The sequence below is a fragment of the Anaerobacillus sp. ABR4_321 genome, from assembly GCF_056158505.1.
Genome location: NZ_JBSWTK010000012.1, coordinates 158,098 through 182,873 on the forward strand (window position 1 = coordinate 158,098; position 24,776 = coordinate 182,873).

The 24,776-nt window shown below is 36.6% G+C and carries 29 protein-coding genes; 1 reads left to right on the forward strand and 28 read right to left on the reverse strand.

Going from position 1 to position 24,776, the window contains the following annotated elements:
- Positions 1 to 6: 6 nt before the first annotated feature.
- From ACXADT_RS22600 to ACXADT_RS22735, 28 genes are all read right to left on the reverse strand, one after another.
- The gene (locus ACXADT_RS22600; protein WP_474835119.1) at positions 7 to 753 is read right to left on the reverse strand and encodes a creatininase family protein; all 747 of its coding nucleotides are present in this window, start codon (positions 751 to 753) and stop codon (positions 7 to 9) included.
- Positions 754 to 865: 112 nt separating this feature from the next.
- The gene (locus ACXADT_RS22605; RefSeq protein ID WP_474835117.1) at positions 866 to 1,315 is read right to left on the reverse strand and encodes a GNAT family N-acetyltransferase; all 450 of its coding nucleotides are present in this window, start codon (positions 1,313 to 1,315) and stop codon (positions 866 to 868) included.
- A gap of 33 nt (positions 1,316 to 1,348) precedes the next feature.
- Positions 1,349 to 2,074 (reverse strand): UMP kinase, encoded by a 726-nt coding sequence (pyrH, locus tag ACXADT_RS22610; RefSeq protein ID WP_474835115.1) that lies wholly within the window; start codon positions 2,072 to 2,074, stop codon positions 1,349 to 1,351.
- 293 nt (positions 2,075 to 2,367) lie between these two features.
- Positions 2,368 to 2,802, reverse strand: a complete 435-nt coding sequence (locus ACXADT_RS22615; RefSeq protein ID WP_474835113.1) for a YhfM domain-containing protein — start codon at positions 2,800 to 2,802, stop codon at positions 2,368 to 2,370.
- A 66-nt stretch (positions 2,803 to 2,868) separates the two neighbouring features.
- Positions 2,869 to 3,276 (reverse strand): NUDIX hydrolase, encoded by a 408-nt coding sequence (locus ACXADT_RS22620; protein ID WP_474835111.1) that lies wholly within the window; start codon positions 3,274 to 3,276, stop codon positions 2,869 to 2,871.
- Positions 3,277 to 3,352: 76 nt separating this feature from the next.
- Positions 3,353 to 3,940 (reverse strand): NUDIX hydrolase N-terminal domain-containing protein, encoded by a 588-nt coding sequence (locus tag ACXADT_RS22625; RefSeq protein WP_474835109.1) that lies wholly within the window; start codon positions 3,938 to 3,940, stop codon positions 3,353 to 3,355.
- Positions 3,941 to 4,163: 223 nt separating this feature from the next.
- Positions 4,164 to 4,898 carry a Qat anti-phage system TatD family nuclease QatD gene (qatD, locus tag ACXADT_RS22630; protein ID WP_474835107.1) on the reverse strand — a complete coding sequence of 245 codons (735 nt, stop codon included), beginning with the start codon at positions 4,896 to 4,898 and terminating at the stop codon, positions 4,164 to 4,166.
- Positions 4,879 to 6,192: a Qat anti-phage system QueC-like protein QatC gene (gene qatC / locus ACXADT_RS22635; protein WP_474835105.1), complete on the reverse strand. Its 1,314-nt coding sequence runs from the start codon at positions 6,190 to 6,192 to the stop codon at positions 4,879 to 4,881. Before qatC ends, qatD begins: the two co-directional genes overlap by 20 nt.
- Positions 6,189 to 6,983, reverse strand: a complete 795-nt coding sequence (gene qatB, locus ACXADT_RS22640; RefSeq protein ID WP_474835103.1) for a Qat anti-phage system associated protein QatB — start codon at positions 6,981 to 6,983, stop codon at positions 6,189 to 6,191. The genes qatC and qatB overlap by 4 nt, the downstream gene beginning before the upstream one ends.
- Before the next feature lie 8 nt (positions 6,984 to 6,991).
- On the reverse strand, positions 6,992 to 8,833 hold the full coding sequence (locus ACXADT_RS22645; protein WP_474835101.1) for a KAP family P-loop NTPase fold protein: 1,842 nt from the start codon (positions 8,831 to 8,833) through the stop codon (positions 6,992 to 6,994).
- A 541-nt stretch (positions 8,834 to 9,374) separates the two neighbouring features.
- Positions 9,375 to 10,139, reverse strand: coding sequence for an SMI1/KNR4 family protein (locus ACXADT_RS22650; RefSeq protein WP_474835099.1), 765 nt, complete (start codon positions 10,137 to 10,139; stop codon positions 9,375 to 9,377).
- A 210-nt stretch (positions 10,140 to 10,349) separates the two neighbouring features.
- Positions 10,350 to 10,844: a peptidase M23 gene (locus ACXADT_RS22655; protein WP_474835097.1), complete on the reverse strand. Its 495-nt coding sequence runs from the start codon at positions 10,842 to 10,844 to the stop codon at positions 10,350 to 10,352.
- Positions 10,845 to 10,856: 12 nt separating this feature from the next.
- On the reverse strand, positions 10,857 to 11,234 hold the full coding sequence (locus tag ACXADT_RS22660; protein WP_474835095.1) for a hypothetical protein: 378 nt from the start codon (positions 11,232 to 11,234) through the stop codon (positions 10,857 to 10,859).
- 57 nt (positions 11,235 to 11,291) lie between these two features.
- Positions 11,292 to 11,462 (reverse strand): hypothetical protein, encoded by a 171-nt coding sequence (locus tag ACXADT_RS22665; protein WP_474835093.1) that lies wholly within the window; start codon positions 11,460 to 11,462, stop codon positions 11,292 to 11,294.
- Between the two features lie 70 nt (positions 11,463 to 11,532).
- On the reverse strand, positions 11,533 to 11,703 hold the full coding sequence (locus ACXADT_RS22670; protein ID WP_474835091.1) for a hypothetical protein: 171 nt from the start codon (positions 11,701 to 11,703) through the stop codon (positions 11,533 to 11,535).
- Positions 11,704 to 11,719: 16 nt separating this feature from the next.
- Positions 11,720 to 11,872 carry a hypothetical protein gene (locus ACXADT_RS22675; RefSeq protein ID WP_474835089.1) on the reverse strand — a complete coding sequence of 51 codons (153 nt, stop codon included), beginning with the start codon at positions 11,870 to 11,872 and terminating at the stop codon, positions 11,720 to 11,722.
- 26 nt (positions 11,873 to 11,898) lie between these two features.
- Positions 11,899 to 12,033: a hypothetical protein gene (locus ACXADT_RS22680; protein WP_474835087.1), complete on the reverse strand. Its 135-nt coding sequence runs from the start codon at positions 12,031 to 12,033 to the stop codon at positions 11,899 to 11,901.
- 25 nt (positions 12,034 to 12,058) lie between these two features.
- On the reverse strand, positions 12,059 to 12,964 hold the full coding sequence (locus tag ACXADT_RS22685; protein ID WP_474835085.1) for a hypothetical protein: 906 nt from the start codon (positions 12,962 to 12,964) through the stop codon (positions 12,059 to 12,061).
- Between the two features lie 12 nt (positions 12,965 to 12,976).
- Positions 12,977 to 13,960, reverse strand: coding sequence for a hypothetical protein (locus ACXADT_RS22690; RefSeq protein ID WP_474835083.1), 984 nt, complete (start codon positions 13,958 to 13,960; stop codon positions 12,977 to 12,979).
- A gap of 1 nt (position 13,961) precedes the next feature.
- Positions 13,962 to 15,506: an ATPase, T2SS/T4P/T4SS family gene (locus ACXADT_RS22695; protein ID WP_474835081.1), complete on the reverse strand. Its 1,545-nt coding sequence runs from the start codon at positions 15,504 to 15,506 to the stop codon at positions 13,962 to 13,964.
- Entirely contained in the window at positions 15,506 to 16,687 is a 1,182-nt protein-coding gene (locus ACXADT_RS22700) for a CpaE/TadZ family protein (protein WP_474835079.1), read from the reverse strand. The genes ACXADT_RS22695 and ACXADT_RS22700 overlap by 1 nt, the downstream gene beginning before the upstream one ends.
- A gap of 18 nt (positions 16,688 to 16,705) precedes the next feature.
- Complete coding sequence (locus ACXADT_RS22705) at positions 16,706 to 17,446, reverse strand: CpaB family protein (RefSeq protein WP_474835076.1); 741 nt, start codon at positions 17,444 to 17,446, stop codon at positions 16,706 to 16,708.
- On the reverse strand, positions 17,443 to 18,969 hold the full coding sequence (locus tag ACXADT_RS22710) for a hypothetical protein (protein ID WP_474835074.1): 1,527 nt from the start codon (positions 18,967 to 18,969) through the stop codon (positions 17,443 to 17,445). Before ACXADT_RS22710 ends, ACXADT_RS22705 begins: the two co-directional genes overlap by 4 nt.
- Positions 18,970 to 19,155: 186 nt before the next feature.
- The gene (locus ACXADT_RS22715; protein ID WP_474835072.1) at positions 19,156 to 19,788 is read right to left on the reverse strand and encodes an HD-GYP domain-containing protein; all 633 of its coding nucleotides are present in this window, start codon (positions 19,786 to 19,788) and stop codon (positions 19,156 to 19,158) included.
- A 13-nt stretch (positions 19,789 to 19,801) separates the two neighbouring features.
- Positions 19,802 to 20,776, reverse strand: a complete 975-nt coding sequence (locus ACXADT_RS22720; RefSeq protein WP_474835144.1) for a hypothetical protein — start codon at positions 20,774 to 20,776, stop codon at positions 19,802 to 19,804.
- Positions 20,766 to 21,674 (reverse strand): S1 RNA-binding domain-containing protein, encoded by a 909-nt coding sequence (locus tag ACXADT_RS22725; protein WP_474835070.1) that lies wholly within the window; start codon positions 21,672 to 21,674, stop codon positions 20,766 to 20,768. Before ACXADT_RS22725 ends, ACXADT_RS22720 begins: the two co-directional genes overlap by 11 nt.
- 256 nt (positions 21,675 to 21,930) lie before the next feature.
- Positions 21,931 to 22,593, reverse strand: coding sequence for an Ntn hydrolase family protein (locus ACXADT_RS22730; protein ID WP_474835069.1), 663 nt, complete (start codon positions 22,591 to 22,593; stop codon positions 21,931 to 21,933).
- A gap of 17 nt (positions 22,594 to 22,610) precedes the next feature.
- Positions 22,611 to 23,714, reverse strand: a complete 1,104-nt coding sequence (locus ACXADT_RS22735; RefSeq protein WP_474835067.1) for an HNH endonuclease — start codon at positions 23,712 to 23,714, stop codon at positions 22,611 to 22,613.
- Between the two features lie 190 nt (positions 23,715 to 23,904).
- Between ACXADT_RS22735 and ACXADT_RS22740 the strand changes: the two genes are divergently transcribed.
- Positions 23,905 to 24,753, forward strand: coding sequence for an ATP-dependent DNA ligase (locus ACXADT_RS22740; protein WP_474835065.1), 849 nt, complete (start codon positions 23,905 to 23,907; stop codon positions 24,751 to 24,753).
- Positions 24,754 to 24,776 lie beyond the last annotated feature (23 nt).

Sequence of the window (24,776 nt, forward strand, 5' to 3'; positions counted from 1 at the left end):
AATCATTCAAGTCATCTTTAAACGATAAGCTTCTTCAAGAGTCTCTTGTAATTTCTCCCCTCTTTTTGATATAAAAGTTGTCCAGAAGGTCTCCCCAATTCTAGCAAGCTGATCATTAGAGTATTCATTGTCCCTAAACTCTCCCCAACAACCATCCTTCGTTAGTTTGTCCCAAAAGATGTAATCAGCAAATTTGTTGTTTTCTTTAGGGACATTAGACCCCATAGACTCGATCGTTACTAATTCAGGACACAACCACATAGCCGTACATACAGACAAAAATCCCCCATGCCTTTCTTGTAATCCTTCAATACCCGCCTCTTTTAAGGCATCTTCCCAAGCTAAATGCCGATGTGTAGTGATTAATAATATGTCTTGGTATTTAAAATTCATATGTTTAACAAATGCAGCTTCCCAATATGCACCGCCATGACCATTACATAAGACAAACTTTTTAAAACCCTGTTTAGTAAGATTTATAATGATCTCTTCTAACATTGAAGTTAGAACATTCGGGCTCACTGTAACAGTACCTTTACAGTTTGCATGTTCTTCGGAAGTATTAAATGGGATTGCTGGTAATACATAAGCATTTAATACTTCACCAAATGATTCAGCATATTTTTCGGCAATTAAAGTATCTAAGTGCATAGGTAGATATGGTCCAAATTGTTCTGTTGCTCCTACAGAAAGAATTGCCGTCTCTGTGCAACTATCGACCACTCTTTTAGTTGTATCTTTATAACTTAACATAATAACCTCCGTTGATAGTTTCTTGTATCGGATGACTTATCGCAATTTTATTGGGAATGGGCTTGTAATATTTTGAGATAGTGGAACATAACTCAATTTTTCAAGCGGACGGTTAGAGTGATTTGTGGAAATGAACTTCATTATTTGTTTGTTTAATAATTTCATAATTAAAAGCCTTATATAACTCAATAGGTTTACTCCATCCCACTGTTGTTTCAATTACTATGGTTTCATAACCCAAAATTTTTGCTTCTTGTTCTAGATGAATTAAAATTTTCTTCGCAAGTCCATTTCTACGATATTCTTTTTTAACAGCCATTCTGCAAATACGAGCGACACTATCAGTCTCTTTATACAAAGCACCGGTACAGACAATTTCATCATTAATTTTCCCTAAGATAAACAAATCCTTAAAATCAGAATAAGTCTTGGTTATGTTGTTCAAATCTTGGTTTAGATTCAAGTTCAGCTCAGTAAAATACTCGCTGAGACATTCTAAAATTAATTCCTTAACTTCTAGCTGAGTTTCTTGGGTCACAGTTTCAATACTTATATTTAACAAGCGTATTTACCTCTATGCCAATATATCACTGTATTATTGTAAGGTTTCATGGTGGGTTACTGTAGTACCAATTTGATTACCTTCTAAAAGCTTTTTCATCGTACCAGACTCATTAAAATCAAAAATATGTACAGGTAATTTATGATCCCTTGCTAGAAGTAAGGCAGATTGATCCATAACCTTAAGATTATGTGCTATGACATCATTATAGTTTAAGTTCTTGTAGATCTTGGCGTCTTTATCAAGGTTAGGATCACTTGTGTAAACCCCATCAACGCCTTGCTTAGCAACGAAAATCGCATCGCTATTCGTCTCAATTGCACGTTGCACGCTAGGATAATCAGTCGTTACAAAGGGTTGTCCATTTCCACCACCAAATATCACGATATACCCTTTATCTAAATGATGTACTGCCCTCAATCGGATATAGGGTTCTGCTACTGAGGTTACTGGAACTGATGTCATAACACGTACATCTTTATTTGTTTTACTCTTTAGTACACCTCTTAACATCAAGCTATTAATGATAGTCCCCAGTGTACCTATGTTGTCTGCTTCTACTCTATCGATTCCCCACGTATCAGCTAAATTCCCTCTGAATATGTTTCCGCCTCCAACAACTATAGATACCTCTACACCCGCATTCACGACCGACAGGATTTCGTCTGCTATATGACTTAATTGCTCACTGCCAAAACTATTACCATTTTCATCTCCAAGTGCGCCACCACTAATTTTAATCAATATTCGTTTGTACATTTTTTCACTCCTAATTTATAGTATAAAAAAAGAACCAAAGGCAAAATACCTTTAGTTCTTAAATAGAAAGAGAGATAATTTATAATTTGATGAGTAGTCACGATCATATGTAAATTCCATAAAATATCTCCCCTTCCAAAGTTCTGAAACTAACTTCCTTTAATAGGATAATTAAATTGCTTGGTATAGTCAATGATTTTTCCAATTATTCTTAATTAATCTCCATTCCATCTTACTGATAGTCTGTTGTTACGAGAGAATTGCTCCCTTTAAAGGAATACTTCAAATTAAATTTAATCCTCGAACTCGATGTTTGTTAGAAGGGAAGTGTTCTCTTGTTTTTTTAATATGTTTGTTAGGTCTTTTACCGTATCTTCTTCCAATCGGTAAGTTTGACTATCTTGTGGCACAAGACTTTGTATGAATCCTTCTTCATCTTCAGTAATCCATAGATGAAATGATTTATTATTGCTTCCTTCACCAATAAGTTCATAGGTCAATAACGGAGGGGTTTTAATAAACTTTTGGTCATCCAATTCTTTTGCATTAGTGGTAGCATTAATGAATACTCCTACCTCTTGGTACTCATCAAACACTACTTCTCCTGGAGATTCTTCATTTCCGATCCAATAGCTCGCTTTTACTGTTTCAACATTTTCTAATTCGTTAGTTGAACAGGCACATAGAGCTATTAAAAGTAGCATCATAATCAATAGTTTTTTCTTCATTAATTCCCTCCTGGTTCTTCCATCAACCCTTTTAGATCAACGCTCCCTTTTATTGAATATAAACGATTAAAATGCCTCACAAAATGGGTGTTCTTCTTCATTAAGAATCTTTAAAATTCTTTCCAAGAAGTTTGGCCAGGTAACCATCGTTGACACTTCTTCTAAGGTGTAAAAACCAACTTCTAAGCTCTCACTACTAGTACGGATTTCTCCACCTATTGCTTTGCCAAGCCAACATGTTGCACAAACACTAGCATCTAGATTCTGATAAATACCGCAAAACTTCTTTAATTCAATATCAATTCCGGTTTCTTCTTTAACTTCTCTTATTATTCCCTGCTGGATGGTCTCTCCATTTTCAATAATTCCGCCTGGGAATTCCCACCCTCTTCTTGGACCTTTAATAAGTAAGATCTTTCCTTCGTCATTTAACACAACAGCTCCAGCTGATAGAGAATGTTTTGGATAAGACATAATGAAAACCACCTTTGTGTATTGGTCCAGTTAGGCTGCTTATTTATTAAGTGCTCCCTTTAGTTGAATACAGAAATTAATAATTGCCTATAAACTTATATGCTTCTCTTGCCATTTCAAAATGATCTGCATGCCAGTTTTCTACTTCGTAAAGGTTATGGAACCTCAGTTCTAAACTTTCTATTGATGTTTGAAGACTTCTGTCAATTGTTTCACATATGAAAAGAGGATGATAGGATGTATGAGGCTGCCCAAAATCTTCTGGTTTTCTTGTAAATATATTTACTAAATCTTGGACCTCAATATTTAGTCCTGTTTCTTCTAGAAACTCTCTTTTTAGGGATTCTTGGGGACTCTCCCCCGCATCACACCACCCGCCGATAATTCCCCACGTTCCATCATCCGCTCGACGTTCTAAAAGTATTTTCTTGTCAGATGAAAAAATGACACCATTCACACCCACTTTTGGTGTGATATGCCCAAGTTCATTCTTAAACCTTTCCAGAACTATGCTTTCCTTAATATCACTTATTTCAGAGTATTCTTCACTTGCCAATTCTAGTAACTTTTCATACCTTTCAATATCGTAAGGGTCTCTTGTATAGCGTAACCCCAATTGCGCAATAGAACGAACTTGTTCTAATAAGGAAATTCTATTTTTCAATTTTCAATCCTCACTTTCAGTAGTTAAAATAGCAATCTCTGAGATCCAGCCCACTTTCATAATTAAACAAAAAGAAGCGTAATCCCTTCTAGACTAACGCTCCCTTTTCTTGAATAAACAAGGTTAGGAATTCAACCCATGATAGTGATATAAAAGATGAATTCTAACCTTTGTATTTTGCATCAAATTCATAATCATTACTAAAAAGAATCTTACAACATTCCTAGTTAAGCAACCTCTTAAAGTTGTCCTTTAAAATAATATTTAAATCTTCTATGTTAATTGATTTAACTTTGGCAATCTCAATTATAGTTTCTTTTATAGAAGAAACATTGTAATTATGTTTAAAAGACTTAGTAAAAGGACCATCACTTTCAACAAGAATCCTTTCTAAAGGAAGTTTGTTAATTATTTTTCGACCATTTGCAGTCCTTAACATATTCATATTTATTGAAAAAAAATAACCATTATCAATAGCTTTTTTCAAATCTGAGATGTTCCCATTGAACCAATGTAAAATAACTTGCCCATCAAACTTTGAACCAATAATTTCTATAACTTTACTAGCTGCTCCTCTTGAATGAACACTTAATATTTTATTACCAAATTTATTGCAAATATCAACGGTTCGTGTAAATACTTCCAATTGTGATTGCTTGTAAATAATGTTTTCCTTTGTAAAATCTAAACCGATTTCACCTATGAATCTGCTTTCATTAATCAAGTTATAGTACTCTGGAATTTGCTCGGGGAATTTACCAACTAATTCTGGATGAAAACCAACCGCAAATCTAATGTATTTAGTTTTTGGATAGGTGGTTATTGCCTTTTTATAGAGGAAGGGCAGGTTTGTAACTGCTATAGTGTACGATTTATTTTTATTAATTTGGTATATAATATCTACCGGATTTTTATAAAGGTCAAGGTGGACATGACTATCATGATAAAATTGACTCATTAAACTCCTCCAATAAGTCTTTTAATTCCTTCATTCCTCTATTATATACTCCTATAAAATCTTCTATATTTGAAGTAACAGGTCCTGAGTTTTGAATTTTCAAAAACGAAAACTTTTCATCAAATTTTTGTAAACCTATCTTATAAGATAGATAGCTAGTCTTTGCAGTTGGTCCGCTTGTAAAATCTAAATCTCTATACGAGCTTGTTTCTGGAATTTCTGCCTCTTTTATAGAGGCTCTTCTAATTACACATGGTAAACAATAACCACAATGCGATGTAATAGTTTCTCCGTTCATTCTGCCTTGATCAGGATGAGAGCAAGACATTGTATCTCCAATATTCCTCTTTAAGAACTCGATGTTTTTACATTCTAGAATCATCTCACCTTTTGTTTTAAATTGGTAAGGATTTCTTATATCAAGATCTATATTAAGATTATTTATGAGGCATTTTAATAGTTCCATGTAATAAGGATGAGTTGTTCTAGTACTGCTACTTCCTAATCTCGATTTGGTCAACGGTATATTCAAAGAAATCAAACCGTTTTCTGGAATTATTAACTCAACCTTTTTATTCATAGTAGTAGCTAGAACTATTGCATGAGCAAAAAACATGAATGACCTTGTCCTAGTAGTATCTTCAACACCATTCTTAGCGATTGCAAAGAAAGATTTGAAATTATCTTGGCTCAAATTATATTCTGTAATAATACTATTTTTTAGAGCTTTTTGATATTCAATAACCCCTTTCCCCCCTCCATAGTGACTTACAAATAAGATGTCAGGTATATCAGTTTGTTCAATTAGATCAATACCACCAATAAAAGAGTCTAATCCACCTGAGAACATACAAATTGTACTTATGTCATTCTTGTCAATTGTAGAGCTTTCCATGTTATTCTTAACTTTTAGTTCAGACTCTGTATAACTTCTTTCTCTAAATTCAAATTCCCAGTTATCCCCACTCAAGAAGTTCAAAAGCTTTTCAAGGAGACTTTTATTTTCATTCCATTTGTTAATATTAAGAACTGGTAAATAAACTTTTAAATCTCTTGACCAACAATCATCAGCTTTATCTCGTGGAATAATTCTGTCAATTCCAAAGACAATTAGTGAAATGTAAAATAAATCCAAACCACCTTTAGAGAAGAATTTTGGAAAATTACAATAGTCATTATTCCAAAAAGTATAAGTAAATGTTTTATTATCATGAAGATCATAGTTGATAGCTTGACTATTGACGGTAAAATCATCTTCATTGTCTATCCTAGCTACTACCTGAATTTCACTCATATATAGGCCTCCAGTACTTCATAACAATCTCTGTAGATTCCTTCAACAATCTGATCAATATTTTTATTTCTATAGTCGAAGTTATTAAAACGAACTTGGTCTAATGTTACTGCTACTGATTCACTAATGTATTCTTTTACCTCTTTCTCTTTTGTAATAGCAGTAGATATATCTTCTGCATATTTTTCAAATCTACTATGTAAATCTTTTAATAAACGCTCAATTAAATAACTATCTACAAAGGTTTTCATAACTTTATTAATAAGGTTTTCATCCATCTCTTCTAACTGGCGGATATCCATTTCATTTTGTTCAAGAAAACCATAAAGTTCCGAGAGGGCTTCCATAGATGCATTTTTTGCAGCTATATCCTCTTTAGTAGTTGAATCCACTGCAATTACATTCACTAGTTCAGAAAATAAGGATTCAACACTCTTTCCACGAAACTCAACTTCTAATCTATTAAGAGTTTTTTCAATTCCATCTGTAATTATATCTGTTAAAAATTTACCTAATGAAATTGTTGAACTCTTTCCAGCTCTTGCACTTTCAGCTGCATTATTTGCTCCACCTAGAGCTTTTACATAGTTTCTTGCGATTCTCCCTTTATTTTGTGAATTCCCATTAATGAATTGTGATATTGATTTTTTTGTAGCCTGCCAAGGATAGTCCAATGATGGCTGTTGATCATCAACTTCATCTTGTTCATTTGGATCATATTCATCCTCAAACCCTTCTGGTAATAAAGGATTTTTGTCTTTGGGACCATTATAAATACTCGAAGTTCCCATCTATTGCCTCACCCTTCTCGTAAATTGGTTTCTATTGCTTTGTTAATAGCAGGATTATCTTTAATCCACTTTTGTTTTGTATCTTCAAATACACTTTGTTGTTTGGTTTTCTTTATAAAACCACAAATGCTAGGTACTAAGGTAATAGTGATTTTTTCTCCAGGTAAAGAATCAAGATCATTTATTACTTGCGTATATAAAATTTTTCTTGTGCTACCAAATTCTAAGTATGACCTTAATAAATCTTTATCCATCGTAGTTTCACTAATCATAAAGGTAAAAATTCTTTGCAGTATCTCAGTAGCCTCATAATCATTTAATTCTATAGCATTTTCTATCGCTGAGTTTCTTTGAATGTCGGACTTGCTAATCAATTTCTTATATACGTCTTGTGCAATAGGACTTAACTTTTTATTCAAAGAACTAATTTTTTCAGTTAAGGAATCTCTAGAAAAATAAAAATATCCCCTTAAGTCAACGTCTTTTAGCGGTGGGTTTAGTTGACACCAGTTTTGAACCCATGCATCATCTTTCCAAACTTTTAAAGGACTGTTTTCATCTATCTCCTTAAGTTCTAATAATTTTAAATCGTTAGGTTTCCCATTCTCTAAACTTTGAAGTTCCGCAATCTTTTTAAATAATGAGGGTTTAAAGTATTCTAAAAGCATGATTTTCGCTAATATTTTTCTATCTAAATTTACACTCTTTTTTTCAGACATTTTTTCTCGCATAACTAATGAGTTTAAAAAGCGCTTACAATGTCTTGGATTGCCATTTAAACCTTGAGCCAACACATCAGATAATTGTCTTGCAACTATTAAACTATCCTTAATTTTTTCAGCTTCGTCAGGATATTTTTCAGCAATTAATTCATATGTCAAATCGAATTCCAAAAAGTTTTTACTCTTTTCATCTTGCAAAAATTGGATTATTTTTGTGAATTTTTCATCTTCTAACTCTTTTTCAAAAAGTAGGCAATTTATATAAAATTCAACCTCTCTATCACTTAGTCTTGGGATCCTTATGGGGTATTGGATTATCTTCTCTAAATACTCCTTACCAATATTTATTTGCTGGCCCTCGATTTCATCAAATTTCTTTTGCACTGCATATGAAATATGTCTCTCATCTGCACCAATAATAAATACAGTTCTACCTGTAAACAAAAATAGCCTTAAAGCTTCTAAGGTATCCAATATTGTATCTGGACTACATCTATCTAGCTCGTCAATAAAGACTACTAACCGGTTTATTTTAGTTTCTTCCAACAACTCAGCAAAGTTCTTTTGAAATTCTTTGATATCTTGACGAATTTCTTTGTTATCAAGTTCATCCCTAATCGAAGTCACTATCTTCTCTAAATCTAGTCCTGAAACTTCATCAGCCAAGTTTGAAGTTTTTTGTTTAGTATTTGCAATTACATTTTTGACAGTCAAATCAACTATTGTCCCGACTCCTCCAGTTAGTAACATATCCCCTGTATATTTAATGCCACTCTTTATTAGTTTAAATTTATCTATACTTTTATATAACCCACCTAAACACTTCTTAGCTTTTTCGGTAAGTTCTTGATTCTCTTGAATTTTATCTAGTATGGTTCCCATTAGGGCTGTTTTTGCATCTTCGTAACCTTCAAATAGCCAACCATTAAAGATTAAACAAACCGTTCCATCAACTTCTTCTGCTTTTTTCATGCTCATCCGAATCAAGCTTGATTTACCACTCCCCCAATCGCCGTATACTCCTATACTCGAAGGCAATAGAGATTCATCTAGTATAAGTTCATCTACCAAACCAATCAGATGATCAAAATCTAAATAATCTAATTCAGTTTCGCTATCTTTCCACATAAAAAAAGTCACTCCCTAGCAAGTAATTAATTTTAATTTAAGTATTAAAGCCTTCAGAGGAATAGCTAATTTATTTATTAGTATATAAATGAGTGCTTGCACCACCTAAATTATACATCTATTCCTAATTTATGTATAATTCCACAATACAACATACCTTTGTCATTTCAATTTCAATCTCAACTATCAAAATTGATAATAGTGTTATCTCGAAACTGAGTCTTCAACAATCCTGCCCTTTAACTGATGAAACACTTCCTATACTTCACCGTGCTTATTCAACTTTCCTTCTATATTTGTTAGCTTAAATGGTCTCTCATTTAACACATCATTTTGTGAAGAACAAAAAGTTCTGTAAGCGGTCCATTTAGTGTGCTATATCCTATACAAGTTTTAGCTGTGTAACCTCTTAGAAACCACCAAAAAAGAAGAGCACCAAATCCAATGTGATTTGGTGCTCCATTTTATATGAGGTTTAAAGTTTTGTACTCGAAAACAGAACCGGTTACATTTCCACTCTCTTTTTATATAGGGTATAAACTTACAAATTATGATTATCTTTTATTTCTCTGATTTCCTCTACAATGTCAACATTTCTATCATTTGATAAGTTTTCAATTGTCTGTAATAGTAATTTTTTTGATGAGGTAGTCGATTCGTATAAATACATATCAGAATTATCTCTAATCATACTTACTAAAGCTTCTCTAACTAATAAACTTGAACTTTTCGAGAGGTCTAACATTTTTTGGAATAACCATTGAAAATCTTGATTGTATTGTATACTGAATAAAACTTCTTCTATTAATTCACTATTATCTCCTGATAGTATCTCATTTGCCTCTTTTATAGTCCATTCTTGTTGTATATCCTCAGAAAAGTCGTGATTAGTAAGCTTTTTGAGGAATCCTTTAAAGTCTTTTGCTACTTTAATAACATTATCAGCCTCAGGATCAATGTATATTACTGAAGGAATATCTGTATTGTAATCTAAAGCAAACCAATAATTTCCTTCCCCGCTAAATACAAGGATATTTTTTGGTAATTGCCATTCATTAATAAAATCATCAGAATCAAATAATCCAGGACTTCCTGCACCATAAATATGATCAATCTCTAAAATATCGTTACCTTCAGTTATAACTGCATTATAGTCCAGGAAACCTCCATTCTGCTTTAAAATAATTTTTTTGTAACTATTAGGTAATTTTTTATTTAATTGCTTTTCGACTTCTTCGATTTCCTTTTTACTAGTAAAAGGTAATTTATATGTATCTTCTCCATTAGATGCACTCCAAATATTCATGATTTATCCTCCTATGTTCATATCACTACTAATTAGAATTTTCCAACAAAACATCGCGGGTGTCAATTTAAATAACTTTAACAATGGTGACCTCGATTATAAGATCCATGTTAATAATTTAAAAATACATATGACTGACAATGAACCTAGAGAATTAAATCAAACCTTATATATTAACAATAAAAAAGGCTGTATGAATGTATCTATAAATTAATTAAAGTACTCATATACAACCGCTTTTCTTATTGTTATGCCCTCACCCGCAAAGTATCGGGGGCTCTTTGTAGAAACAACTGCGATGATGCTAGGACCATTTAAGGTATCAAGAATGTCATATTTAGGATTCGAGTAGACTTGTGGAAATGCGCCATCGTCATCATCAATGAATTCTAAGTGTTCAACATAGAATGGTTCCTGGTAATAGGAACCTTCTTTAGGAAAGTAAACATACCCAGCTCCTGATTCCAGTTCAAGATTTGATTCTAAACTAGCTTGAAGGTTTTCTACGGCTTCCCATTCATCAAAAATCACTTTACCTTGCGATAACTCCGATTCATCTATTGCTAGGGCTGCATCATGTACGGCTAGTTCCATGGCATTCTTTAGCTGCCTTGTAGAAGTACGATCCGAATCTAAATTGAATTGCATTACCATAATACCTGCAAACACAAGAATGAGGAACATGACTTTAAGAGATTGTGCCATTATCGAATACTCCTATCCTATATATTCACTCATAACTCTAGTGTTCTTCTTAATGGTATTCGGACCTGGATTAAAGATATTGAAAACGAAAATAATACCTCTCGGAACCTCGATACTCGCTTCGATGTACTCATCTCTGTTTTTCTGAGAAGTTGTTGCATTGATCACGATTTCATCTTTATCGAAATTATAATTATCTACGAGCTCTTGTTTCATATCCGTGATTAAGCTATTCGTGAAGCGTCCTTCGATCGCAGCTTTCTTTGCACCTTCTTGCAACACTACTTCTACTGCTTCTCTATGTAAACTATCAATATATGCAAGAATGGGCGCGAACATAATATTGGCCATGATGATGAGCGTCATCCACTTACCGAGTGTAGAAGACAAGGTAAATCCCCCCTCTTTTTTAATAAAGGAGGGCTAAGCCCTCCCAGATATGGCGTTTTATGGTGTCGTGCTTGATGAAGCTGGAAGATCTCCGGTTACAGAATCGATTTGAGCTTCATACTCGCCTGCTTCCTTATCTACCATTGTAAAGGCAACTCCAAATAACATAATTCCAATCGCTAGTGCCGTTACTCCAAATTTTAAAAACGTACTTAGTGTTTGATTCATGATTAATTCCTCCTAATAGTTTGGTAGTTTCATGGCTTTGTTACAAAATAGGGTTTCTTACCATTTCGATTTAAGGTGTTGTACTTGATGAAGATGGTAGGTCAGCAGTTACTGAATCGATTTGGTCTTCATACTCCCCTGCTTCCTTATCGACCATTGTAAAAGCGACTCCGAAAAGCATAATGCCAATTGCTAGTGCTGTAACTCCGAATTTTAAAAATGTACTTAGCGTTTGATTCATGATTAATTCCCCCGTTTTAAGTTTTGATTTTTAGATTGTAATTGTCTTCAATGATTTCTTGGTGGTCATCATTTTTATTGAATAAGCTGTTATACGTACTGCTGACAAGAATAGATAATATAACCGCAATGGCTGCGATCATCATAAAGGTAGAAAGTGATTTATTCACTTATGACCCCCCTCCGAGTAATTGACTTAATTGCTTTCGATATACGTATTTATACCGTCCGAAACGCCGCCCATTTTTTCATAAAATGCACCGTACACCAACAAGCCGATCACAACAACGGTAACCGCCATTTTCATAAACGTAGACAATGTTGTGTTCATCTTTCCACCCCCTTGAATAAGAAGCTTAATACGTGCTTGTTTTGCTCATAATCACATCTACCATCACGACGATAACGATAAGGAAGTTGAGGATGATTAAGAAATGTGTGATTTTAATAGGAAGTGACGCAAAATCGGTCGTCACTTTCCGACGTCTTCTGTAGTTCTCGATCTGGTTTCTGGCAAACATATCATTCATCCCTCGAAGTGATTGGAGTGCTGTCGAGCGTTCTACTTCATCCAATGTCTTTAAGACACTAACAAGCGTTCGCGCTTCTTTTGTACCTAGTTCTTTTGAAAAAGTATCGAGCGCCTTACTAGGCCCTTCATCACTACTCCATCCAGTGAGGAGCTTATTGAACGGTGTACTGATTGTTTCGAAGTAGGGTTGAATATTACGCAACACGTTGTAGGCATTGATTCTCGTATGCTCCATCATGTCTAGCTCGTTCATCAATAAGTCATAAAGCATAAAGACCTCAGCATTCCTTTTCGTTTGCTTAAAATCTGTTACTCGCTTCAAGAGATACCCAACGAGTAATGGATGCCAGGGTTGAAGAGCAATGAATACCCCTGTTACGATCAGCGCTCCAAAGAGCTTGTACGTGCCGGTTATAATCAGGGGCACGAAAATGTAATTCCCAAGCAAGAACAGGATGACGATGGTGAAAAAGATATAATATTTGAAAGCATTAATGCCGAGCGGATACCCTGCGATGCGTAGTCGATCCTCTAAGGAGGATTGATTTACGGATTCGATGACTCTTTCTCGATTGTCTCGAACAGATTGTTTGATTCGCAGCCGTGTTTGAATTCGCTCTGTTTGTGAGGAAAGACCACTATATACTAGTCTTCCTGACGTTAGGGCTAGGATAAAGGTGAGCCCATATAAAACATATGGCATGAATTTAAATAGCAATGACTCTGTCAATATCCCACCTCCTTACAAGTCGTTTTTAGGTCGTTTAATAATAGAAGAGATAATCAATGAGAAGACTACTCCTGTGCTCGACAAGGTTAAAGTGAGCAAGCTCCACTTGTTTTCAAATTGAAGGGCGACCCAATCCTGAGCACCCGATACATAAAATCCAAGAACGAGTGAGGCAAAGAGAATGATGAGAGTAAAGTAGCCGTTGTATACCGTATCGAGAGTATTAGACTTTTCTTGCTCCAACATTTCTTCTGTATCTTCAATCTGCTTCGTTAAGATCAGCAGCGTCTTCAATACGTTTTCATCAAATAAATAGGCTTTGATGATAATGTTACCGAGTCGTTTAGCCCAGCTGGTTCCCGCTGTATATACGAAGACTTGAACACTCATTCTTAACTCAGATTCATTACGAGAAACCTGTAGATCAGATACCAACTTCAACAACACTTTTCGAAGGTTAGGGTCTTCAATCCCCTTTTGTGTTTCTCTAAGTGCGTAATACATATCGTAGTGGTTTGCATTGTAGTTTTGCGTTAACGCGTGAACAATTGGGAGAAATTCATTTCCCATTAGATAGCGGAGTTTACGCAGTTTGATATGTAACATCATATAAGGGATCGCGCTTATCAAAGCACCAAGTGTTAATGCTAGAAACCCATCCTGGTATTTCATGACGACGATAATAAACGTGAAGATGAATAACAAAATTGTCGTGACCAGGAAGGAGACAACGTTTAACTCTGTATTCTGCTTGCTAGTCGTTTTAATTAAGAGATATAAATGCTTTAGAAACTTGTTATCATACTCAACTGAGCTTGCTGTCTTTTCAGTTGAGCGGATTTTTCGTAATCTGTTCAGATATTGCCACTGGCTGTATCGTTCTTTTAATGGAGTTTCGATAATAGTCTTGGTCGTCCAAAGACCGATTAATATCAACAAGAGATACAGGGTGTAGAACACCCCATTGGTCCATATCCAATGTAGAAGTTCATCCATATTACAGGTCTCCTACAATATCGAGTAAGAGCTGATCAGCAATCTTGTTGTACTCGCTCATAGGTGATGTTTTCTCCCGCGATTTTAGGAGACGAACAAGGTTCCTGGTTTCTTCTAGGTTTTCTTCGGCCATTAAATGGAGCAATTTTGGTGAAATAGCAGAAGAGTAATAGTATTCTCCTGTGACTTTGCTATAACGGATGATTTCATTTGTTGTTTGCTTTCGGGTATCCGCATCCCAGATGATTTCTGTGACCCCGACAACTCTCTTACGACGGCGATCCCGTTCCGCGCTCATGGTGATGATGATGTCGATGTTTCTTGCCACACGCTCTAACTCATTTTCGAAGTTCCGGTTCGGAAATTCATCCAGTAAGTGACGGGTAATCTGAGGAACGACATTCTCAACATCCGTTAAGTGATAAGTCGAGGTCGCTCCACGCTCACCACGTTCACACGCCATCAGATAACCCTCTGTCTCAAGACTTCGAATTTCACCAACGACGATGTAGTCATGCTCCATTCTGAGAAGTCTCGGAACGGCCTGGTGCAAATCCCCTTCCTTCGCCTGTATTTCAAAGCAAAGTCTGTCAGGAAGCTGTTCACTTAATCCAAGCTCAAAGTGCTTCTCCATAACGGCTACGACGAAATTGCTGTCTCTCTCACGAAGCATGCTTTTCATAAATGTAGACTTAGCGGATCTAACACGGCCCGCGAATATGGTGTTACACATTGTCCGTGATAATGATTTAAAAATAGGGATATCCTCTTCTTTAATTGTGGAGAGTTTCGCTTGTTCTACGAGACTAATATCCTTTACGATGAAGCGACGGAACATAATGTAGTTTTCTTTTGCTCTTGGATTTTGAAGCATCGTGATTCGACTGCCATCTTCTCTTTCCATTTCTGCTTCAGGCGTTTGTTCATTGATTACGACATCTTTGGTACGCATCGTGAACGCCTTCTTCACGCGCTCTACAGCTGTTTCATTTTCAAAGCGCTCTGGTTGCCTAACGAATTGTCCATCTATATCGATCCAAAGCTCTGTTCCTCGGATAACAGCTGCTTCACTTCGCGGGAACTTCTCCCACTTTTGAAGAATGCTCACTCCCCATACTTCATGGAAAATCGCTTCTTCTAAATTCGCGTAGAAATCAGGGTATTCCGTTGAAGTGATGTTCTTATTTGAAAGAATCTGCTTAATCTTATTAATAAAGTAGCCAACAGACTGTTCATCTCCAATAACAGCCTTATGCTGCAGGTCTACCCATTCGACTTCTCTCTTCTTTTGTTCAGCTTGCTCTTTAGACTTCGTAGCACTCGGCTCACTATCATAGATCTTTTCAAGCTCTTCTCTGGTTATCGTGCAGATATCTTTGAATTTCTTTTTAAGAGCGTAAGTCGTAATTGTGCCTTTTGTAGAAAGACCGTGCTTTTCAATCTGATTACTCACCCATACATTAGGGTCATAAGGTTTCTCATCAACAAGTAAATTATCTAGCTCCTGCCAGTACTTCTCGTCTTCTTTCGCTACAACTTTCGTCATTAAGAAACACCTGCTTTCTTACCGAAGAGTCCGAATAACCCTTTTCCTTTGCGTTCATCTTCTTCCAGTGGTTTTTCGGTTAACTCTCCTTCAGAAATGATTAGGTTAGAGATGGTATCAATCCCCTTCTTATACTTAGCATCTGCCAAATCGTACAAGTATTTCTTCTGGCGGATTGCCATCGAACCTAAGATATCCATATCTGGAATCGTTGCGATACGGTTCATTTCTAACTCAGACTCCAGGTCCTTCTCGTTGATGAGTGACATGTTCGTCTGGTACCTGTTGAGGATCAACATAAAGTCGGAGCGCTTCCCTCCTGCAGGCTCTATTAATTGCTGGAACACGTGAGGAAAATACCCTCTATACCCTTTATCATCTTGATTTGTTACAAGAAAACGTAGGTTACTCGATACATACGCTTGTGTGGCACAAGCTGTGTCAAAGTGAGTACCACCATCGATTAAGATCAAGTCGAACATGTCTTTAGCCACTTCAATTAAATGAGCAATTTCATTATTCGTGTAATAACGTTGCAGCTTAATATCTCGGTTTCCTGCAAGGTGATATAAGTTCTTATACTGTTGAAGGGATTCACCAAGTTTTGCTTGCGTTAAATTCTGCGTTTTCAAATCAACTTTTAGGTCGTTAAGATAAGCCCCTTGGTATTCTGTAAAATAGTCAGCTGGATCCCATGCATTTAAACTAAGAACCAGTACCCTCTCGTGAATACGCTCTGCAATGGCTTTTCCTACATTAAATGTTGTAGTGCTTACGCCAGAGCCACTATGTGTACCAAAGAAACTAACAATGCGCTTACTTGAAGAGTTCTCCGTTCCACAAAGGTGGGAGAAGACTTCATCGACGACTTGTTCTATCGTGTAATTTTCATGAATTGGTTTGATGTGATGAGCACTACAGATTCGTTCAATGTTCGTGGTTCGAATATGACTTGGAATTTCGTGCAATTTATAAAAGATTGGTATCTCGGGATATACTTCTCGAATAAAAGACAATGTATCATATGAAACAGCTTTTCCATCAAGCAAGAGAGCATCCAATTTAACGCTTGTGTTGTTATCCTCTTTCACAGTATCGAAAAGTGGTGCTAGCTCGACTTCTTCATGGGCTTGCAACAGCTCTTTAAACTTACTCTCAAAACTAACGATCCCAACAATCATGGTTAGTCTCCTTTCTCCCTAGTTATAGGTGATGTATAGTTTGTTCTTTTCTTCAATTACGGCACTCATGAGCTTTTCAAAATCTTCTTGGTTTAAGATCACTTCTAGGTCTGAGATATTTCCAGTAGCATTTAACCTCTCATTGTTGTCTTTCTTCTCGGTGTCTGTGACAACTTCCTTATTGGAAGAGTCTTTTGCATAGACCACTTTGACATCTTTCAAAAACGGCTTTGTTAGTTTCGTAGCCTTCGCTACATTCTTCTTTTTCTCATCAGATGAAGAAGAAGTAGCAGTTCCATTTTCATCATTTCCGTATTGACCGATAAGGGAGTTGCTAACGAGATAAATATCGATTGTGTCCTTACGTCGAACGGACCCTGGCATCGCAAAAATCATGTCGCTTACGATGGGGCGAATGGCTTCTCCGTTCTTCTCATCAGGTACGAGATTGTCATAGTCGACCATATCCTTAGAAAGAATCGCATTACCGACCAGCAGTTGACCTGCATCATTTCCGATAACTTGCTTCATTTCACTTGCTAAGATCGTGCCTTCAACAAGGTCTTGTTTTCGTCGACTTTCGACCTGGAGCTTCTCAGCCGTAATGGGTTCAGTCGGTTGTATTTCTTTGCCTGCCTTCACAACAACAACGTCCACACTATCAATGCGGTCTTTTATGTAAATGTCATAGATAGGTGTAAAAGCCATCACGATTAAGGCGAGTAAGATACCAAATGTGATTTTTAGTCCCTGTTTCATGATTTTCCTCCCTCGGAAGCTTGCTGAATTGATATTTTTTTATTAAATATTCCTTTTACTAACCCGTTTTTACGCTGTTTCAATTTGATGAACTCCTTCGGTAGAAGCTGTGTTAGAAGTGGGTGAAGCTGTGCTGTGATAGGTCTCATATATTGACGTTTATCATTTAAGAATGACCCTTTATATTGAACATCGAACACGTCTTTTGTTGGAAAGGATGGAATAGTTGTAATCAGTTTTTTTGAATAAAGCTCTTGAATGATTTCATTATTCAGTAGTTCAGGGTCAAAGCGGTTCCCGATTAACTGGCTTTTCTCATTCCCCATATAGTCATGAAAATAAGAAGTAGCGGTATTCTCTGGGTCTTCGAGGTGTTGAATCGTGCTGATATCTGGTTCAACGATGAAGTATGCATTGGTCGCAATATCGAATAGATCTCGATAGATCGGTTTGTTCCAATCCGTTCCTACATCAATGATTGTGACGTTACTTGGAGCGGATAGGATTACTTTAATGAATACGTCGAACGGAATATCATCAAAATCATAATTTCGTTCTTCTGAGGGATGGCGACTTATCATATTAATGCCGTCTACTTCCCAATCGAATGAAAGGTCTTCTATAAAGCTAAGGTCCTTCGTAAGCTGAAAAAACTTACTTCGGTAGTTTCTTGTCCTTTCATGACCGATAAAACGGTCAAAGCTATAACAAGTAGCATAAGGGTTCTCTATGTAAGAAACGCTAACCCCTAACTTTGCCAATTGTCTTGCTAATAGGTGTGAAATGAACGTGCTCCCTGCTCTGGAGAAATGGCTACCTATCATTACAAGTTTCTTCTCAATGGGTACCCCAACAATCCGTTCAACCTGATTACTCACTTGAATGTTGAAATCCCGCTTAACCACTTGCTTATTAACGCTCACGACCTTTTTTGTTACTTCCTTCTTCACGATCGGACGCGGTGGTTTTTCAGGCTTCTTCTTTTTCTCTGTAGGCTTTTTCTTTCTGTCAGGAGTTCCCTCTTCTTCTTTTAACTCTTCCGTCTGCTCATCTTCGTTCTCTTCGTCAGCTGGAGCCGTCGGTACATCTTTTGTTACGAACTTTGCAACACGTTTGAACCGGGGAGCATCACTGAGTTGCTCGATAAAAGCTTCCATATCGATGGAGCGGCTATTGAAGATATCCAATACGTTGGTACTGACAAGATAGCTGAGGAAAGGATCACCCTTCTCCCTTTCACAAAGGAACACTATCCGGAGTCTGTCATCGTAATGTGCTCGGACTCTTTGGAAAAAGGAAATCCATTCATCTTCTCTTTCCTCTTTAGTGGATTGGTCACTTGGTAAGTTGGTATCGTGAACAATCAGAATGTCTGGTTCCTCAACTTCAAGTAGCTCATCAAGATAACGGTGATGCATGACTTCCTGGCTTGCTACTTTAAATCGCCCTGGAACAGATTCCAGATGTTTTTGGATAATGGCACTATAATGTTTGTTTCCGATTGCTAAGAGCACTTGTTTCATCGTTTCACCCCATAAAAAAAATCCCCTGAAAACGTCACGAGTGACTTCCTACTTAAGTAAAATAGGACACTCATGATATTTTCGGGGGATTCCCGTTTCATAGTTTAATAGAATAGTATGTAGATACCTAGCCGAATGGGTGTACGGCCAGGTAAGAAAGGACTTCTTTCCAAAGTTTAAAAAACTTTAAGAAAGGATGTTCCTAGTCAAAATCGTACCATTTGCCTGTTTGATAGTCAATGAATCATTTCCCAACTTATGGACTAGCATGCGTTTAAAATCTTTTACTAAGTCAGGATCATAATAATGACCTTTCAAACTGAAAAGTTCGTCCATTGCTTCTGAAATGGTAGACGCTTTCTGATAGCTACGTTCATTAGTCATAGCATCATAAGTATCGACGATTCGTAACATCTTTGCGAATAATGGAATCCGAGTTCCTTCACACCCAAACGGATAACCGGACCCATCCATATTTTCGTGGTGATAGAGAAGGCCACTCAATACTTTGCTTGAGTACCCTTCTCCAATCATCATATTGTATCCGACGAGGGGATGCTCTTTTAACATTTCCCATTCGTCTTTCGTAAGTTGCTTTGTTTTAATCAGTGTATTTCTAGGTATCTTCGTTTTGCCTATGTCATGCAATGCGCCTAGTTTGTATAGATCTTCTTGATCGATAGGTGGTAAGTTCAGGAACTCGCCAAACCTTCTGAGAATATCTGCAACTCGTAGTGAATGTTGAAAGGTATAGATATCATGCTCCCATAAGTCCTGAAGCGGCTTAAACATCACAGTAGGTTCTACAGCTTGATTCATAGTTCCCCCTTTTTTACTCTGTAATTCTTTCTTCATTTATTCGTTTTAAGAAATCTAGCTTGAATCGACTCAACTGTTCTTTTACCGGGCGGTAGAACGCTTTATCCAACCCTTCTTCGAGAACGTCTTCTTCTATACAAAACCAGACGATGTAAGGGAACGTATCAAGCATGATTTCTTTGTGAATCTGTTCAGCCATCGATAGGGTTGAAGCGAAGATGATAACGGTTGGAACGTGGTCTGCAAAGTCACTGACTGGTAGAGTCTCGTGTTTTTCAAAGACTTTCCTCCAGTTGTGAAGCTTATCCTTTAGGTATCCGATATAATTTTGGCTTTGCTGTGGTCGATCCACCAGGAAGTTCAATCGTCCCTTCGGAGTAACCACTTCTGCCACACCCATCGGTTTCTTGATCAACTTATTGTTCGCGATAAGCGCATTCCACTTCCAGCTTGCTGCTGCTTTTGCTTCTATCAGACGACAACGAAACTCATTCATCGCCACATACCGTTGAACAGCTCCTACCCCTAAAGAATCCCATCGGTTGGGGTCCATAAAGAAGTCCTGGTTGTAGTAATGCTTTACCAATTTATAACCCGCTATACCTAGCACAAACGGAGCGGGAGGTCTTTGGTCTTCATCGGTTCGAACCCTTACCTTCCACCGCTCGACAAACGCCATTTTTCGAAGCTTATCGAGACGCTTAGAGGTTTGAGAGCTTGTTAGTTTCGTAGATAAGTAGCGCCTCAGTTGGTCTTCACTACAGCATATCGCATCACCGAGCACCTTTAGGATCATGATGTCAGTTTCATCTATCCGCTTTCTAGCATAGAGGGATAATACGGCTTCAATCGTCGCAACAGGTCTATAATCTTTCGGGAGAAACTTGTATCCGTACATATGGGGGTGGTCCCAGAAGGGAACCTCCCCTTTTTTGGTATATAGGTACGGATATTCAAGTGTTTCATCGTGCAAAGTTTCAACGGTCATTGGTTTCAAAAAGGAATGCTCCTATATCTTTCCGCTTCTTCTTTCCTTGCGGATACCCTGTTATAACCACCTTACAACGACGATTCTCTTTATCGATAGATTGAATCCTGCAGCTGACGATATCCCCTACGATTGGTTCTTCCACACTACGTGGCTTACTCCCTTTCACTTCAAGGCCTGATGCCAATTTGACGAAAATCCCATAAATCGGGTGAACAGCGGTTATTTTGCCCCCTATTGCATCCATGCTCTTTTGCTTCTCTAAGTCATCGAAAGGATCTGCGAAGGTTGCTTTACGACTTACTTGAATGAGCTCTCTTTCAACGTCAATCCGCTCAACTTTCACTTTAATCTTACTTCCACGATCAATCTGACTAGAGATGTCTCTAATTCGGCCATGATCCCAATCGAATTTCATCATAAAGCAATCGACTCCATTCACTCGAACAAAGATACGCTCTGTTTCAGGGTTGAATCCCGACACGACGCCTTCATACGTTTCATCAGATAGAATTCCTTTTTGCTCTTCGTACTTGAGTTGGTTCCAAAAGCGGTCCTTCTTAATCTGGTCTGCTTTTTTTACACTTACGATCGCAATGCGATTTTGTAAGTCCAGCTCGTCGATAATGAATTCTTGCTGAGTCGTTACAAAGCCTGATAACGAGCGGAATTCTCTTTCCGAGAACTCATGGACTGGACAGTATGCCCTAACACCACTCATCAACTCAAAAATAGCGACTTCAACATCTTTTGTAACCTTTCGGCCATTTTCCTCGATGGGCATTTTCAAAAATCCTACTGACTGAACATAACCTCTCGTTATTTCACCATGCCTGCGTATTCTCGCCAGGTCTTCTAATTCTTCCGTACTTTCCCACGATTGCTTTAGCTCTTCCATGGTATACCTCCCGATTAGTATGTACTGAATTAAAAAGCAATGGAAAATAAAAAAGGGACGTACTCAAAACGTGTCATAGGGCCATTCGGCACTATGTTGTTTTGGGTACGTCCCATTAGATATATAGTTTGGTTGATTTTATAGATTTCCCATCACTTACCTAACCATGATTTTACATGAGAGAGAATGATTAGGCAATACCATTGGCAAGGATTATTATTAATAATCTAAATTACTGTGCTTTCAAAAGTAACACCTATTCAACTAAATTTCCTTCTTCATCAAATATGCTCTTTGCCTCTTGGTAAACACCTTTATCTTCATTATAAAAAAACATGTAAGTAAAAGTTTTTTTCCCAACAGATGCATGATCAATACTTCTAATAGATTCAGAAAGAATTATAGGTAAATCAAAAGCATTAGTTAATCCTCGAGTTCTGGCCGCAATAAATTCTTTAACTTGTAATTCTATTGTGATTGAGGGAGTTGAGGTAACTATATTCCCCTCCAGTTCAATTGGTGTGAAATTTTCGTATGCACTGGATAGTTTATAAAGAAAGGATTGATTAAGATTATTATCATACCCACCAATTATTAACTCTCCGTCAGTATACTGAATATGTGGATTAACTTTTATGAAATTATTAAATGTAAATCGTATATTTTCCATGCAAAATTCCAATACTTCTTCGCGATTCAAATTGTTTTCTGTATGCAAAATGGTTTTTAATAGCTCGGCAGTTTGATATGTTATACCTAACCCCGCTGCCCCTATAAGCATATTTTTCCTCAACTGCAACACTTTTAGCTTTTCAGTATATATCCCTGTATGAGAACCGTCGGTATTTAGATTGCTTGTTCTCGTATCTGAAGCGAACACAACCCCATTACCAAATTTATAACCTATAATAATAGTCACCTTTAATTTGCTCCTAATTAGTTCATATTTTGTTCCTTCAAAAATATTGACACTTGTGCCCTTGAGTTTTTTCTATATCCAAATTGGTTATGAAAATTTGTGTGACATTCCTTGCAAAATGTAATTGAGTTATTTAGTTCTGTTCTTAACTCTGGATACTCAGAGTAATTTAGTATGTGATGTGCAACTAAATTTCCTCCTCTGTTATCTCCACACTTTTGACAGGAGAACTTATCTCTGTCAAAGGTAAGCTTTCTCCAAACATAATAATCTTCATACTTTCGGGCTTGTTCTCTTTCTTCTGGAGTCAGTAAATGATTATAAGAAGGATGGTTTTCACCTTTATAAATTCTACCATAATGGATATTTTTACAATGCTTTGAACAAAAGACTTTCTTTTTTCCTTCATATTGAGAAGGGAAGTTCCATATATCTTCATCACATTCACTACATACTCTCTTTTCTAGGTTTTTAACTTTCATGCTATTGAAGTTATTTAAATAGCATACATGAGAACAAAAGTTTTGAGTATCATTCATTTGCCCCGCTTTGCGTTTGATAGACTTTCCACAACCATCACATAGGATCTCTATCTCCTCTTTGTAAAGTGAGTTATTCTTTCCGCTAAAATATCGACCAATATTATTCTTATAACAATCATTTGAACAAAAGTGATATTTGTGATTTTCAAGCCTGTAAGGTTGAATATCAATTTCAATCCCACACCCATCACAACCCTTTTTAATTCGTCTATAATTAGAGTTATTCTCCCCTTTCATGGTTTGTTTTAGGTGCTCATATCTACAACTTGAATCACAGTAATGAGAAGATTGAAGTTTTGTTTTAGACTTAATAATTTCTACAGATTTATTACAAAAACTGCAGTTAACTACAACTCTATTTCTTCGAGCTATCCCTTGACAATTATCTGAGCAAAACCTTGCCTCTCTTCTAGCTGTATTGAATGATGTATTACAGGTTGTACAAATTTTTTGGTGAGTTTTTCTAGCATTTCTTCTGCAAGCTTTACACTTATTTTCGTAACCGTCCTTAACCATTTTACTTTTGGTGAAGTTAGATACCTGGAGAGTTTTTTTGCAATCTTTACACATTTTTTCCATCCGTTCACCTCTGTATATACATATAGTTTTCATATGAAAGATAGATAGTAACCTCGGTGGAACCCTAATCACACATACTTTATATCAATAATTATAAAACGAAATTTACTTCGGAAGTATTATTTATTTCCATAAAGTTACTAATACCTATTGAAAGAATTGCATGCTACCCTCTAAATAGGTGATAATCATGTTTATACAACCAATGCTACTGCAACCATCAGAACCATTTAACGATGAGTCATATATCTCTGAACTGAAGATGGATGGCATACGTTTACTCTATTCTAGGTTCAATAATGAAATAAAACTATATACAAGACACAATAACGAGGTTACGAGAAAATTCCCGGAGGTGTTATCTAACGATATACCAGAAGGTACGATCTTGGATGGTGAGCTTATTCAAACAAACGAAGACGGGCATCCTGACTTTGAAGCTCTTATGTCCCGCTTTCACGTATCGAATAAAGATAAGATCATCATATATTCTAAGAAAGAACCCGTAACATTTTGCGTTTTCGATATTCTCTACCATAAGGGTAAATCCGTTATGCATTTACCACTATTAGAAAGAAAGAGCTTGTTAGAAGAAGTGCTACCAGAAGACACACCTAGAATTGTCAAAGTACGTCATCATGTAGGAAGAGCGGTAGAGCTATTCAATCTATGTAAGGAACTAGGATTGGAAGGCGTAGTCATGAAACGTAGAAACTCTGCTTATGTTAAGAAACGCTCTCACGATTGGAAGAAAGCAGTTAACTATCAGAAAGAAGCTTTCTACATCCTGGGACAGCGTAAGGGTGAGTTCGGTTTACTTCTTGGGGAGCAAACTGATAAAGGAATGAGAAGCGTAGGTATGATGGAGTTTGTCCCACCTGCAGCTAAGAAAGCAATCTATTCAAAGACTTCTGAGCTAAAGAAGGAAGAAACGAAGGAAATGATCTATTTCAGACCTGAGGTAATGTGTATAGCCAAGTATCGTAATCGTACTAGGGCGGGGAATTTGAGGATACCTTCATTTGTAGAATTTGATTAATACTTTAAAAGCCAGCTCTTTTT